Annotated in this window: 14 protein-coding genes; 5 read left to right on the top strand and 9 right to left on the bottom strand. The window is 53.5% G+C overall.

Translation table 11 applies throughout. From position 1 onward, the window contains the following. The 6 genes from PMIT1303_RS00140 to PMIT1303_RS00115 form a co-directional block, all read right to left on the bottom strand. Nucleotides 1–583, bottom strand: a 583-nt coding sequence (locus PMIT1303_RS00140) for an NAD(P)/FAD-dependent oxidoreductase (protein ID WP_156486844.1), incomplete at its 3' end; no start/stop codon positions are given. Continuing rightward, nucleotides 580–1128 (bottom strand): ribosome recycling factor, encoded by a 549-nt coding sequence (gene frr / locus PMIT1303_RS00135; RefSeq protein ID WP_063396153.1) that lies wholly within the window; start codon nucleotides 1126–1128, stop codon nucleotides 580–582. The genes PMIT1303_RS00140 and frr, both read right to left, overlap by 4 nt. Before the next feature lie 50 nt (nucleotides 1129–1178). Beyond that, nucleotides 1179–1892, bottom strand: a complete 714-nt coding sequence (pyrH, locus tag PMIT1303_RS00130) for a UMP kinase (protein WP_063397034.1) — start codon at nucleotides 1890–1892, stop codon at nucleotides 1179–1181. Nucleotides 1893–2207: 315 nt separating this feature from the next. Further along, a complete protein-coding gene (gene cobO / locus PMIT1303_RS00125; protein ID WP_063397033.1) occupies nucleotides 2208–2900 on the bottom strand; it encodes a cob(I)yrinic acid a,c-diamide adenosyltransferase in 693 nt (230 codons plus the stop codon). Between the two features lie 43 nt (nucleotides 2901–2943). Beyond that, nucleotides 2944–3573: a class I SAM-dependent methyltransferase gene (locus PMIT1303_RS00120; protein ID WP_063397032.1), complete on the bottom strand. Its 630-nt coding sequence runs from the start codon at nucleotides 3571–3573 to the stop codon at nucleotides 2944–2946. Then, nucleotides 3570–4733 carry a site-specific integrase gene (locus PMIT1303_RS00115; protein ID WP_063397031.1) on the bottom strand — a complete coding sequence of 388 codons (1164 nt, stop codon included), beginning with the start codon at nucleotides 4731–4733 and terminating at the stop codon, nucleotides 3570–3572. Before PMIT1303_RS00115 ends, PMIT1303_RS00120 begins: the two co-directional genes overlap by 4 nt. A gap of 74 nt (nucleotides 4734–4807) precedes the next feature. On the opposite strand from PMIT1303_RS00115, the gene hemH reads away from it, so the two are divergent. The 5 genes from hemH (at nucleotide 4808) to PMIT1303_RS00090 (ending at nucleotide 11461) form a co-directional block, all read left to right on the top strand. Then, nucleotides 4808–5983 (top strand): ferrochelatase, encoded by a 1176-nt coding sequence (gene hemH, locus PMIT1303_RS00110; protein WP_063397030.1) that lies wholly within the window; start codon nucleotides 4808–4810, stop codon nucleotides 5981–5983. Nucleotides 5984–6191: 208 nt separating this feature from the next. Further along, entirely contained in the window at nucleotides 6192–7973 is a 1782-nt protein-coding gene (gene ilvB / locus PMIT1303_RS00105; protein ID WP_063397029.1) for a biosynthetic-type acetolactate synthase large subunit, read from the top strand. After that, complete coding sequence (locus PMIT1303_RS00100) at nucleotides 7973–8335, top strand: hypothetical protein (protein WP_063397028.1); 363 nt, start codon at nucleotides 7973–7975, stop codon at nucleotides 8333–8335. Before ilvB ends, PMIT1303_RS00100 begins: the two co-directional genes overlap by 1 nt. A gap of 110 nt (nucleotides 8336–8445) precedes the next feature. After that, nucleotides 8446–9711 carry an amino acid ABC transporter substrate-binding protein gene (locus tag PMIT1303_RS00095; RefSeq protein ID WP_074159170.1) on the top strand — a complete coding sequence of 422 codons (1266 nt, stop codon included), beginning with the start codon at nucleotides 8446–8448 and terminating at the stop codon, nucleotides 9709–9711. Between the two features lie 73 nt (nucleotides 9712–9784). Further along, on the top strand, nucleotides 9785–11461 hold the full coding sequence (locus tag PMIT1303_RS00090; RefSeq protein WP_063397027.1) for an NAD(P)/FAD-dependent oxidoreductase: 1677 nt from the start codon (nucleotides 9785–9787) through the stop codon (nucleotides 11459–11461). On the opposite strand, the gene pgeF is transcribed toward PMIT1303_RS00090, so the two are convergent. The 3 genes from pgeF to PMIT1303_RS00075 all read right to left on the bottom strand — a co-directional run. After that, on the bottom strand, nucleotides 11446–12300 hold the full coding sequence (gene pgeF / locus PMIT1303_RS00085; RefSeq protein WP_063397026.1) for a peptidoglycan editing factor PgeF: 855 nt from the start codon (nucleotides 12298–12300) through the stop codon (nucleotides 11446–11448). The genes PMIT1303_RS00090 and pgeF overlap by 16 nt on opposite strands. After that, nucleotides 12297–13196, bottom strand: coding sequence for a Tab2/Atab2 family RNA-binding protein (locus PMIT1303_RS00080; RefSeq protein WP_011825439.1), 900 nt, complete (start codon nucleotides 13194–13196; stop codon nucleotides 12297–12299). The genes pgeF and PMIT1303_RS00080 overlap by 4 nt, the downstream gene beginning before the upstream one ends. Further along, on the bottom strand, nucleotides 13193–13556 hold a 364-nt coding region (locus PMIT1303_RS00075; protein ID WP_156486843.1), incomplete at its 5' end, for a S1 RNA-binding domain-containing protein. The genes PMIT1303_RS00080 and PMIT1303_RS00075, both read right to left, overlap by 4 nt.

Here is a 13556-nt window from a genome sequence, read left to right as displayed (position 1 = left end):
GATGAACCAGCCCAAATTCAAATCGAGCTGAACCAGTTTTGAGGTTGCCGCGACCCTCCAGGCGCACAGACATGGTGCTCGCGTGATGCAGTGTTTTTGGTCCCAATCCCAAGGCTTCAGGCCAAGCGGACAGGGAGCCATTCGCCACTACGACCGCTCTTGCTTCAAGTTGTCTGCCGTCATCGGCTGTAACTTGCCAAACCCCCTCTTGTCTTTGCAGGCTTTTCACCGCAAAAGGCCGCAGCAGTTCGGCGCCTGCATCAATCGCATGGCTTGTTAGGAGGGCATCAAGCTTCTCTCGCCGCACAATCCAAAACGGGGCGGAATCTTGCAGGTCGGCCACGACGTGATCACTCAGCTGCCAGCTGAACTCAACCCTTTCAATGACTTCATCAACGACCGATTGCAAATCAAATGGAAACCACTCCTGCACCGCAGCTGCCATGCCTCCACCACAGGGTTTGATCGTTTGGTGTGCATTCTGTTCGAGCAGTGTGACGTGTTGGCCGGCTGCAGCCAGATGGAAAGCCGCCGCAGATCCAGCGGCGCCTGCTCCGATGACCAGCACATCTCGAGTGCTCAAACCTTGAGAATGTCGGCTTCTTTTTCGGCGAGGTATTTTTCGATTTCAGTGATGAATGTGTCGGTGAGTTTTTGTATCCCATCCTGTTCATCATGGCTCTGATCTTTAGAGAGCTCAGCATCTTTTTCTAGCTTTTTCACTTTATCAATTGCATCGCGACGGATGTTGCGCAGGGCTACTTTGCCTTCTTCTGCATATTTTGCTGCCAGCTTGCAGAACTCTTTGCGGCGCTCTTCAGTTAGCGGCGGCACATTGATGCGAATGATCTTGCCGTCATTGTTGGGTGTCAAGCCCAAATCACTAGTGGCAATGGCTTTTTCAATCAGGCCCATTGATCCATTGTCAAAGGGCTGTATGGCAATCGTCTGTGAATCAGGGGTGGATATTGTTGCCAGAGATTTCAGGGGCGTTTCGGTGCCGTAATACTCAACGTTGATTCGATCCAGTAGTGACGGGTTGGCGCGTCCAGTACGGATGGTGGCGAAGTTGCGCTGTGTGGCCTCCACTGATTTGTGCATGTTGTCATTGAGATCCTGGTTCGACATGGCTTCAGAGAGGCGAAGGCTGGGTGAAGGGATGAGTTGGGATGGCCTGTTTAGGTTGCATTGCTGATACGGGAGCCGATTGCTTCGCCAGCCACTGCTTTGCCGATGTTGCCAGGTTCAAAGAGGTCAAATACAACGATCGGGATATTGTTGTCTTTGCATAGGGCAATGGCAGTGCTGTCCATCACCGCCAGCTCGCCGCTTAGCACTTGCTGGAAGGTGAGTGAGTCGTAGCGTTTTGCATCAGGGAAGCGTTTGGGATCACGGTCATAAACCCCATCCACCTTCGTGGCTTTGAACACCACATCAGCGTTGATTTCCGCAGCCCGAAGTGAGGCCGTGGTGTCAGTTGTGAAGAATGGATTGCCGCAGCCTCCACCAAACACAACCACTCGGCCTTTCTCTAGATGGCGAATGGCTCGCCGACGGATGTAAGGCTCCGCCACCTCTTGCATTTCGATTGCAGTTTGTACTCGGGTTGGTACTCCTGCTCGCTCTAAGCCGTCCTGCAATGTGATGGCATTCATCACTGTGGCCAACATGCCGACGTAGTCGGCTGTGGCCCGATCCATGCCCGCTGCAGAACCCTTTAGGCCTCGAAAAATGTTGCCACCACCCACCACGATCGCCAATTGGGTGCCCTTGGCCACCACTTTGGCTACATCTTCTGCGATGGATTGAACAATTGCTGGATCGATGCCATAACTCTGATCGCCCATCAGCGCTTCGCCGCTGAGTTTTAGAAGGACTCGCTCGTAGGCCATTCATCGTCCAGATCCCGAAGAGAGTAGCAAGCCTTCTCCTAATCGTCCTTGAGCTGGATGGTCTGAAGGGTTGTCGCTTCTCAGATTCGCTTGGATGAAGTCATCATTCCTGATCGATGCGAGAGAACTTGCTTTGTCGCAGCGATGTGATGGCCCGTCTGACATTTTGAGCGCTTGAACGCATCAGACAGGATCCTTCTTGTTGGAGCGAGCTCATTGTGCATAGAGCAGAGCTTTGCTGGTGAACGGTCTGTCGGGTTATTTGCTACAGATCAGCTATTGGATGCAGATTTAGAGGTGAGATGATTGATTGCTTCAAAACTCAATGCCTGCTTGTGCTTTGACGCCTTGCTCTTTGAAGGGGTGGTGCACCAAGGTCATTTCTGTGACCAGATCTGCACGTTCAATGAGCTCCTTTGGTGCGCCCCGGCCAGTGAGTGCTACGTGGGTTAGGGGTGGCCTTTCCGTGATCCCCCCTAGTACTTCTTCTACCTTGAGGTAACCCAGTTTCATGGCCACATTGATCTCATCAAGCACGACAAGTTTGTGGTTGTTGCTGTGGAGGTAAATCAGAGCCTGTTGCCAGGCTTTTGATACCAATTGCTGATCTCTTTCCCGGTCTTGGGTTGTCCAGGTGAAGCCCTCTCCAAAGGCATGCCAGCTCAATGCGTCACCAAAAACTTTTAACGCTTTTGCTTCGCCTGGCTGCCAACTTCCTTTAATGAATTGCACGACTGCAACACGCTCGCCATGGCCAAGGGTGCGTAAGGCTAGCCCTAGCGCTGCTGTGGTTTTGCCTTTGCCATGTCCTGTGAACACAAGGATTAGGCCCTTCTCTTTGTCTCGTTCTTCTACACGTTGGCGCTGAACGTCTTGTCGGCGCTGCATGCGTTTGCGGTAGCTCTGTTGGTCGGTTTCGGGAGCTAAATGGCCGCCTATGCCGAGAACTTCTGCGCTCTGATCGAGTTCAGTTGAAGAGGGCGAATGCGGAGCTGGCGGGTTGGTCATCAAAATGTTGGCAAGGTCTTGAGCATGCTTTGAGTTGGGCTGCTTATGGAAGGCGGGCTGTGATTCGTTGTAGTGCTCGGCCTGCTAATAGTTCTTGCTCAATAGTGCTGTAACCCATCTCCCGAAGTTGCTTGGGCAAGTCTGCTTGGAGCATTGTGATAGCGGTTTCAGTTTCGAACAAGGCACAAAACAACTGTTGGGGCAGTTTGAGGCAGGGGCCTGCTGGATGGAGGTCTATCAGCACTAGCCAACCCCCCGGTTGCAATAGGCGCATGCAGGATTTGAGCACTTGTCGTCGTTCTTCTGAGCTGAATTCGTGCAAGGCCAGGCTGATTTGGATGGCCTCAAATTGGTTGGTGTTCAGCGGTGGCTTTTCTGCCATGCCCTCGATGCATTGCAGTTGGGGGGTTCGTTGAGCTGCTAGTGCAAGTGCCTTTGGTGAAAGATCTAAACCTGTTACAGCGAAACCAGCCTTGATCCATGGTGCTGCTGTTTCGCCAGACCCACAGCAAAGATCCAAAACTGGTGCTCCTTTAGAAAGCTTGTCTTGAAGAGCAGTCAGCCCTAAGGACCTCAACCGATTGAGACCCCCTACGCTGAGGGCCGAAATGGTTGTGACTAGGTCATAGAACCAGCGATGCTCGTAGGCAAAGGTTCTTAGTGGTGAGGTCATGGGCTGAGCTTTCGAGCTAGGGCTGCATCTACCGCTTGTTGTTGGTCACGTCGGGTGATCCAGTGGTGATAGGTGCGGGTATGAATAGCCACTGAATGGCCCATCATTCTTGCTGCAACTGTGTCTGGAAGGCCGATGTGGATTGTGCGTACCGCCCAGGCATGCCGCAGGTTGTAGGGGGTGAGGGGCAGTTGATAGCGTCGGAATTGTTCCGACACTCTTCTCCCCACCTGTTGGAGTGTGGTGTGACGCAGGTCGACATTCACCGGCGGCAGGGCCTGGGCATTGTTTGCTAGTTGTTCAAGTTCAAAATGCTCGACCCAGTCTGGATGAAACGGCCAAACCTGATGCTCGCCGGTTTTTGTGTTTGGTAGGACCCGCAGCACCTGATCTTCCCCCTTCGCTAAAGCAGCAAGGTCGCAGAAGAACACCTCGTGATTGCGCAGGCCGTAAGTGGCCATCAGTCCATAGGCAAGTCGCCATCCTGGGTTGGGGATGCGCTCCACCGCCTCGATGATCTGCTTGTCGCTGGGTAGTTGACGAAAGCGCGCCTGATGTAGTCCATATCCATCCGCTTCTGCTCGCCAGTCTTCCGGCAGTGCCATTTCCAGGTGGCGTGCCAATGCACCTAGGGCCGTGGCGCATTGCTGTCGGCTTCGGCTGCCATCTGCATAACTGGCCAGAGTGTCTCTTAAAAGCTCTGAATCAAAACAACTCTGCTTGTTAACAGCTAGGGCTTTGAGTCGTCGTAAGTAAGGAAGGTAAGCGGACGTCCATGTGCTGCGGCTACCGGCCGGTGACCGTCGGCGATATGGATCAGTAAAGAATGCTTCTTCAAAGCTGACCAAAGCTTCTCTGAGCCCTGTCGCTATCTGTTCAGGTTGTGTCCGTGTCGATTTGGTCGTCCACTGGGACCAGTCGAATTGTTTGCGTTGCAGTTGGTAGTGCACCAGTTGCACAATTCGCTCAGCCTCTTTCAATCCTTTTTGTTCTGCCAAAAGCTGCAAACTGATTCGTTGAGTTTTGATCAATCCAGTTCCATTCCGGCAGGGCAATGCGCCGCGTAAATTGAGCCACTGGCCTCGCTGTTCAATTCTCAGGTTGATGCCGCTGTCAGCCAGGGAACGGTTGATGTTGATTAGCTCGTTGCTCAGCTCCATGGCCCTGTAGGGATGGTGCCACCTTGGCGTTGATGGCAGCTACCCTCAAGTCCCTCTAAAGAACTCTCTTCTATATGGCCCGGGTCGGTGTCCTCTTGATGAATCTTGGGGGGCCTGAACGTATCCAGGATGTAGGGCCTTTTCTCTTTAATATTTTTGCCGATCCGGAGATCATTCGGCTGCCTAACCCCGCTCTTCAAAGGCCTCTGGCCTGGTTGATCAGCACGCTGCGCAGCAGTAAATCCGAGCAGGCTTACCGCTCAATAGGGGGCGGTTCACCTCTGCGGCGGATCACTGAACAACAGGCTCGGGAGTTGCAGAGCTTGCTTCGGCAACGCGGTATCGATGCCACGAGCTATGTGGCGATGCGTTATTGGCATCCCTTCACAGAATCCGCTGTCGCAGATATCAAAGCTGATGGGATTGATCAGGTGGTGGTGCTTCCCCTCTACCCTCATTTTTCGATTAGTACCAGTGGCTCGAGTTTTCGAGAGTTGCAGCGCTTACGACAGACTGATGAATCATTCCGCAAGCTGCCAATACGTTGTATCCGCAGCTGGTACGACCACCCTGGATATGTTCGTGCCATGGCGGAGTTGATCGCTGAGCAGGTTCGGCTGAGTGATGTGCCTGAAGAGGCTCAAGTGTTTTTTAGTGCTCATGGAGTGCCCAAGAGCTATGTCGAACAAGCAGGTGATCCATACCAGAAGGAGATCGAGGCTTGTACAACCTTGATCATGGCTGAGCTGGAAAACCTTCTTGGCTATGGCAATCCTCATTCCCTTGCCTATCAAAGCCGAGTGGGTCCAGAGGAATGGATTCAGCCCTATACCGATGAAGTTATTGAGCAGCTTGGTGAGGCTGGTACACGGGATTTAGTGGTTGTGCCGATCAGCTTTGTGAGCGAACACATCGAAACTCTCGCCGAGCTTGATATCGAATACCGCGAGCTGGCGATCGAAGCAGGGATTGTTCATTTCAGGCGGGTGCCTGCTCTTGATACTTACCCCACATTCATTGAGGGCCTGGCCGATCTGGTTGGATCCAGTCTTGAGGGGCCAGAGATCAATCTCGATGAGGCTGCCAAGCTGGCCGGTCGAGTGAAGTTCTATCCCCAGGAGAGATGGGAATGGGGCTTGAATACCAGTTCTGAGGCATGGAATGGACGCATAGCCATGCTTGGCTTTGCGGCTTTTTTGTTGGAGCTGATCAGTGGCCATGGCCCTTTGCACGCGATCGGTCTGCTCTGAGTGCTGGCTAGTTAAGGGTGGTCTCACTCTTCTTGTTGGTTCGTTTGTGGGGTGACTGTTCTCAACGGAGTCCATTTGTATTGGGGCATTCGCCCTCAGGCAGCAGGCTCACTGACGGATTGATTTTGCTGGTGATGGTGAAGAACCAATAGGCAATCTGTACGGCAGCCCCTTAATCTTTAGGAGCAGACCATGCTTTGCCACTGCCGTGACCTTGACTTCTTCAACCACGGCTCTCGGTGGTTCATCACAACAAGAGCAAAAGCGTATTACGGGCGCCGATGCCCTGATGGATGCTCTTCGCCGCAACGGTGTTGACATCATCTTTGGTTATCCAGGTGGTGCAATCCTTCCCATTTACGACGCCGTTTATAAGGCGGAGCAGCAGGGATGGTTGAAACACATCCTTGTTCGCCATGAGCAGGGGGGTGCCCATGCGGCGGATGGCTATGCAAGGGCTACAGGTCGTGTTGGAGTTTGCTTTGGAACCTCTGGGCCAGGCGCAACCAATCTGGTTACTGGTATCGCCACGGCTCAGATGGATTCAGTTCCAATGGTGGTGATCACAGGACAGGTCCCTCGACCATGCATTGGTACAGATGCTTTTCAGGAAACTGATATTTTTGGGATCACTCTGCCTATCGTGAAACACTCTTGGGTTGTTCGCGATCCGGGTGATTTGGCTTCGGTTGTTGCTCAAGCATTTTTTATTGCAGCTTCTGGGAGACCTGGTCCGGTCTTGATTGATATCCCCAAGGATGTGGGCCAGGAGGAATTCGACTATCAGCCAGTTGAACCTGGATCCGTAGTGCCTGCAGGATTTCACCGATTCCCTGCTCCAGAACTTTCCTCAATTGAGGCGGCTCTCGATTTAATTGATAATGCTCAGAGGCCTCTCCTTTACGTTGGCGGAGGAGTTATTTCTGCCGGAGCTCACGAGAGTCTTAAGGGTTTTGCAGAACGTCACCAGATACCTGTCACCACCACATTGATGGGTAAGGGGGCTTTTGATGAGCGACATCCTTTGGCTTTGGGGATGTTGGGAATGCATGGCACTGCCTATGCCAACTTTGCAGTTACTGAATGTGATTTGTTGATCGCTGTTGGCGCACGTTTTGATGACCGGGTTACAGGCAAGCTTGATACTTTTGCGCCCCGAGCAAGAGTGATTCATTTTGAAATTGATCCAGCAGAAGTAGCTAAGAACCGACGTCCTGATGTTGCGGTATTGGGTGATGTTGGTGTCAGCTTGGTGAAGTTATTGGACTTGAGTAAGCAAGAACCTGTTGAGTTGAGGACTTCAGCTTGGCTAACTCGTATTGAAAGTTGGAAGGACCTTTACCCCTTGATGACTCCGCCTGAGGAGGGGCCAATTTATCCTCAGGAGGTGCTCTTGGCGATAAGGGACTTGGCTCCTGAGGCCTACATAACAACTGATGTTGGCCAGCATCAGATGTGGGCGGCTCAATATTTACGTAATGGGCCTCGTCAGTGGATCAGTAGCGCGGGATTGGGAACGATGGGTTTCGGGATGCCAGCTGCTATTGGTGTTCAAATTGCTTTGCCAGACGAGCAGGTTGTTTGTATCGCTGGTGATTCCAGCATCCTGATGAATATTCAGGAGTTGGGAACACTGATTGAGTACAACATCCCAGCCAAGATTGTGATTGTGAACAACCACTGGCAAGGCATGGTTCGTCAGTGGCAGCAAAGCTTCTATGAAGATCGTTATTCAGCCACTGACATGCTTTCGGGTATGCCTGATTTCGTTGCATTGGCGAAGGCCTTCAGGATTGGCGGGGTGTTGATCACTGAACGAAAGGATCTCAGGTCAAGCTTGAAGCAGGCCCTTGCCACTCCAGGTCCGATGCTCATCGATGTGCATGTGCGACGTGATGAAAATTGCTATCCGATGGTTCCTCCTGGCAAGAGCAACGCTCAAATGGTGGGTTTACCTAACCACCCTGAACTTTCTGGGGTTTCTCTCTGATGCAACGACTGCAGTTTGTTCTTCTAAGCATTCTGCTTGTTTTGTTCATCGCACCATTGCCTGTCATGGCGGCGGAAGTGCTGCGTGTGAGTAGCTCCTCGTTGCTCCTGGTTGGTGATCACAACCGAACCTATACGGTTCGTCTTGCTTGTTTGCAGGTGGATCCATCTGAGGAGGAGGAGGCGATGGCTTGGTTGAAGTCAGAGCTACCCAGGCGACGGCGGGTCAATCTGCGCCCAGAAGGTTCTAGCGATGGGGTGCTTTTGGCGCGGGTGACCTCGATCGGCAGCGATGTAGATCTCAGTGCAGGGTTAGCGACTGCTGGTTTAGGTCGTTTAACGTGCGATTCGCCTCAGACTTGAGATAGGAGTGGATCTGCAGGATCAAATTGTTTCTCTAGAAAGATCTTGTGATAAAGCCAGAAGTGTCTGATCCATCAGCCCTACTCTGATGACGTTGGGTCTTCAGGATCATGGCCCCCTCCCAAGCGGCCCCTTTAAGTGGTTCGTCTTTGGCTGCAGATTCCATTGCAAGTGGGTCTTGGAGGCAAAGGTTCTTTAAGGCTCCCTGGCGGAGCTGGTTAATGATTTTTGCCAGTCTCCTTGGCTGTCAGGCGGTTTCGGCAAGTGGGTTGCTGTCTCCATCTGTGGTGGTTCTGCTGCCAAAGGGCTCTGCTGTAGAAGGTGCCAATGAGATCTTCCTCAAGGGCTTCCAGTTGGGAGAGGAGAAGGTAAGAGGTTGCGGTCTTTCGCTGGCGTCTGTGAAGTTGCGTCTTCTCAATCTTGATGATGATCCTGCTGTGGCTTTATCAGGTAACCCGCGGTTGAAGTTGGTCGTGGCGCCTCCTGCCGCTGATCTTCGTGCTTTTTCTGCTCTGGCGTCTAAGCGCAATCTCAGTGTGGTGATGCCTTATCAGCGGGGCGCTTCGTTACGAAGTCTTGGTGAGCTGGATGCACGTACACGCTTGTGGTTCTTGGTGGCACCAGTTCGCGATGACCATCAGGCCATGGCTCAGCGAGTGATGGAGCAGGGTTGGCGCCGCGTCATGGTGGTGCGAGATCCATCTGAGCTTGGTGTTGCTGCAGCGAAATCTTTTATTGAAGCCTTTGAGATCCTTGGTGGGAGGGTGGAGAGCTACGAGCCCGAGTTGGTGCAGAGCGTGAATCCTGACGATGGCGAACGACTCAAGCGTTTGCAGCAGGACCTGGTCTGGTTAGGGCCTGATGCTCTTGTCTTGGCGTCTCGCCCATCAGGTCCTCTTGCGCAGGCTTTGAAAAAGGCTCAGATGGATGGATTGCTTGGGCGGGGACCACAACATCCAGCCTGGGTATGGCTTGCATCATCGGATTTGGCGAGTGATATCGGTCCAGAAGCCTGGGAGCAGCTCTTGTTGAAGCAATCCTCACGGGGGCCTGGTTGGCAGAAATTTTCTGAATCGTTTGAGCAGCATTGGGGGCAGGCGCCCGATTTGTTGGCCGCTGCTGGCTTTGATACTGCTCGAATAATTGCGCTGTCAACGATGTCTGCTTCTCTAGCTTCTGCAGAGGGAAGCGCTGATCCTCTTGGATGGGTTGATGCAGAAAGTGAACCCCAGCCGCTTTGCAAAGCTTTGCGCTTGCGGCTCGAAGGCAAACAAGTGCGTTTGGAGGGCGCCGCTAGCAGTTTTGCTTTGCGAGCAGGACAGACACCTTCTGGGACAACAGTTTTTACTCGAGTTTCTGCTTTGGGGCCTGGCTGAGGCAAGACTCGAATCTGCTGCGATTGAATCAGGATTGGATGGAGCTGATGCGCTTTACGTGTGAGGTGATGACGTGTTGCGGTTGAGTGAGTTGAAGCTTCCCCTTGATCATTCGCCAGAGGCGATCGAAGCAGTCATCCTTAAGCGGTTGCGTATTCCGCCTTCCCAGCTCATCAATCACAGGCTGGTGAAACGAAGTATTGACGCTCGACGTCATGAGCGGATCCAGTTGATCTACAGCGCGGATGTGAAGGTTCGAGGGGAAGCTGCTCTGTTGAAACGCCACGCAGGCAATCAAAAGATTCGTAAGGCTCCAGACACCCGCTATTACCCAGTTGCGCAGGCGCCAACAGATTTCCCTCAAGTAGAAACGCAGCGGCCGGTTGTGGTGGGGGCAGGTCCTTGTGGTTACTTTGCAGCTCTGCTTCTGGCACAGATGGGTTTCAAGCCTTTGCTGTTGGAGCGTGGTCAGTCGATCAAAAAGCGCACGCTAGAAACCTTTGCTTTCTGGAGGGGACAGCGGCCTTTCAATCCTGATTCCAATGCCCAATTCGGTGAAGGTGGGGCGGGGACTTTCTCAGACGGAAAGCTTTATAGCCAGGTGAGTGACCCTGAACACTATGGGCGCAAGGTGTTTGAAGAATTGGTGGCCAGTGGAGCCAATCCAGAGATCCTTACGGTGCACCGACCTCACATTGGCACCTACAAATTGGCCACGGTGGTGCGTGGAATGCGCGCCAGAATTGAGGAGCTTGGTGGTGAGATTCGATTTGAGACTCGAGTTGATGAATTGCTGCTGCGGCGAGATTTAGATCATTCACGATCCGGCAAGCCTTTGCAGGTGGTAGGGCTGAAACTTGCCGATGGCAGCACAATTAGCAGTCGTCATGTGTTATTTGCCCTGGGTCATTCAGCACGGGACAGCTTCGCCATGTTGGAAAGGGTTGGCGTGAAGCTTGAGGCCAAGCCCTTTTCTGTAGGACTCCGCATCGAACACCCCCAGCCTCTGATCGATCGCGCGCGCTGGGGGCCAATGGTGGGTCATCCACAACTCGGCCATGCGGAATACAAGTTGGTGCATCACGCTCGTAATGGCCGCTCTGTCTATAGCTTCTGCATGTGTCCGGGGGGAGTTGTGGTGGGTGCTACATCGCAAGCAGATTGTGTGGTTACCAATGGCATGAGTCAACACACGCGCAATGAACGCAATGCCAACAGTGCCTTGGTTGTGAATTTGGAGCATCAGGATTTGTGCAGTTATGAGCGTTGGCCAGGAGATCCTCTGGCAGGGGTGGCCCTGCAGCGGGAGTTGGAACGAAGGGCTTTTCAGCTTGGAGGGGGTGGATATTGTGCCCCTGCTCAGCGCCAGGAGGATTTCCTGGCGGGCAGGCCTACAACTTGCCTCGGGGAGGTGACGCCCTCTTATCTGCCAGGGATCACGCTGGGTGACCTCAATCAGATGTTGCCGGCTCCGTTGATTGAGGCTTTAAGAGAGGCCTTGCCGGCCTTCGCTAGGCGTTTGCCAGGCTATGAGCATCCTGATGCTGTACTCACTGGGGTTGAGACCCGTACCTCATCGCCTGTGCGTATTCCCAGGGATAACTCCTTTGAGTCGCTTAACACCACTGGGCTGATTCCTGCTGGAGAAGGGGCTGGTTATGCCGGAGGCATCCTTTCGGCTGGCATCGATGGGATTAGGGCTGCAGAAGCCCTGGCGAAACAGCTTGTGGTTGTTCATTCTCCAGCTTGAGCGACGATTCCACTCCATTGCACGGCTTTGACGTGGTCCCTGCGCCATGAATAAAAGAGGCTGGACTCTGCCACTGTGCATAGTGGGCAACTGCTGATCTGCTCGCTGCTGAACCCAGCTTGTTTTAGTTGGTCAGCAGCAGCCAAACGAATGTCGAGACGCAGTTGCTGTGGCTCTTTGTCTGCATCGAGAATGCCTCGTTTTTTTAGCGCGGAGAGCCGTTTTTCCAGCTGGATTGGTGGGTTGTTTGGATCTGCTTCGAGGCTCTTTGCCACAGCTTCGGCAACATCAATTTGAATCTGATAGTTGGAACCGCTCACAGCTGGTCCTAGAGCAACAAGCAGAGTCTCGATTTTTGCTCCTCGAGATTCCAACTTTGCTAGAGCTTCCTGCAGGATTTTGGCGGTTAAGCCTCGCCAGCCCACATGACATGCGGCTGCATGTCCTGTCGAGTGGTCGGCAATCAGTACTGGAGTGCAGTCGGCAGTGCAGACCCAGAGACTTTGTCCACCCCTGTCGCTGACGAGGCCATCAGCTTCCGGCCAGGGTGGGCGGTTGGCTTGTGAGGCTTCGAGCACCCTGTCGCCATGAACTTGTTGGGGTCTATGAACGCTAATGCCTGCGCTTAGGTAACCAGCTAGTTGATCGGGGCCTCGATCTTGCCAGCGTCGCGTGAAGAATCCATGTTCGAAACCAGCCTTTTGTAGAAGGTCGGCCTGCAGGTAGTAGCCCCCATAGCAACCGACCCAGGTCCATCCTTCGAGTTGGTTAAACAGGGTATCTGGAGTGGCAAGCGGGTCTTGGTTGTCAGTTTCCGCTGCCTGCCCCAGCGATGTCATGGTTGCGGCAGGTCACGCAGCATCCAGAAACCAGCAAATCGTTTTTCTTCTGGGGAGGTCTGCACAGAGATGAATTGCAGTCCGCCGGCTTGCTCTCTTGATTCTAGGAGGCTCTGTTGAACTGCCTTGGCTGTTTTTTCATCTAAATCCGTCACCAGCCAGCGATCGTCTTGGCCTGCTTCAAGCATCAGCTGCGTGCCATCGACGACTAAGCAAACTGGTTCCAGGCCTCCAAGCCAGCCTGCTAGAGCCAAAGCACGGGTTTGACTGAACATCCGTACACCTGGCACAGGGATGTTGTCGTTGTCGTTTGCTCCCACTGGTAGTAGGCCACCGAAGCCGATTGGCCACTCTTGGGCTTCGCGTAGCAAACCTAAGGGTAGGGAGGCCCAGCTCCAGGCGTCTCCCCTTACGGCCTCAGGCAGAGGCACTGGGGGTGTTGGTATCGGAGTTGGAGGAGGAGCCAGCGGACCAGCCATGTAGCCCTCCTCAAGGGGGTAGACGTCCCTTTCTCGCTCGGCGAGCCAGTCGAGTAGGGCATAGGTTCGGCGGCTTGGAATGACTTCGATGCCAAGCTCTGCGGCAGCCCGTTGCACCATGGTGCGCATCGATATACGCCAACAGCGAAGCCTCAGTGGGGCCTCCCAGCCTTGTCCCTGAGAGTCTTTCAGGGCCTCTCTTAGGGCATCGGTCAGCCACAGTGAATTGACTTCTCCTGCAGGGCAGCGTTTTACCCAGCGGAATGGTGCAGTCCCTGAAGGGTCCTGGGAGCTGCTAATTAATAACTCCCAACGTTTTTTGCCGTCAGATTCAAGGATTGGTCGCGAGTAGAAGTCGAGCTCCCAGTCGGTCTTAGGGTGTTGGTCTGTGATGTTGGGCGTATTGGCAGCAATCATCCTGCTGACTGTTCCTGCTGCCTAAGGACGTTACGAGCTTTGTTGGCTCGATCAGTCGCTTCAGCCATAACCTTATCTTTTTCGATTAGGAGTTCGCCCGGTTGTCCTTCCAGTAGGGCTGTGTTCAGGGCAATGCGTCCGCGACCAGGGTCCATTTCGGTGATCAAGGCTTTGACTCGATCGCCTTGGTTGAATACCTCCCGCAGGGATCTAAGACTGCCACCGGTGATCATGGATTGGTGAAGGAGGCCACTCACACCGCCTAGGTCTATGAAGAAACCGTAGGGCTTCACTGCTACGACTTGACCTTCCACGAGCTGTCCTACTTCAAGTTCAGAGAAGCGGGCGGCGGTAGCGGCC

It is taken from the genome of Prochlorococcus sp. MIT 1303, assembly GCF_001631965.1.
GTDB classification, from domain to species: domain Bacteria; phylum Cyanobacteriota; class Cyanobacteriia; order PCC-6307; family Cyanobiaceae; genus Prochlorococcus; species Prochlorococcus marinus_D.
The sequence above is the reverse complement of the archived record's forward strand: the minus strand, read 5'-3'. Positions and strand labels throughout refer to the sequence as shown.

Coding starts and splice junctions, on each gene's coding strand:
- frr (WP_063396153.1), bottom strand. CDS start 1,128: ATGTCGAACCAGGATCTCAATGACAACATGCACAAATCAGTGGAGGCC.
- pyrH (WP_063397034.1), bottom strand. CDS start 1,892: ATGGCCTACGAGCGAGTCCTTCTAAAACTCAGCGGCGAAGCGCTGATG.
- cobO (WP_063397033.1), bottom strand. CDS start 2,900: ATGACCAACCCGCCAGCTCCGCATTCGCCCTCTTCAACTGAACTCGAT.
- PMIT1303_RS00120 (WP_063397032.1), bottom strand. CDS start 3,573: ATGACCTCACCACTAAGAACCTTTGCCTACGAGCATCGCTGGTTCTAT.
- PMIT1303_RS00115 (WP_063397031.1), bottom strand. CDS start 4,733: ATGGAGCTGAGCAACGAGCTAATCAACATCAACCGTTCCCTGGCTGAC.
- hemH (WP_063397030.1), top strand. CDS start 4,808: ATGGCCCGGGTCGGTGTCCTCTTGATGAATCTTGGGGGGCCTGAACGT.
- PMIT1303_RS00100 (WP_063397028.1), top strand. CDS start 7,973: ATGCAACGACTGCAGTTTGTTCTTCTAAGCATTCTGCTTGTTTTGTTC.
- PMIT1303_RS00095 (WP_074159170.1), top strand. CDS start 8,446: ATGGCCCCCTCCCAAGCGGCCCCTTTAAGTGGTTCGTCTTTGGCTGCA.
- pgeF (WP_063397026.1), bottom strand. CDS start 12,300: ATGACATCGCTGGGGCAGGCAGCGGAAACTGACAACCAAGACCCGCTT.
- PMIT1303_RS00080 (WP_011825439.1), bottom strand. CDS start 13,196: ATGATTGCTGCCAATACGCCCAACATCACAGACCAACACCCTAAGACC.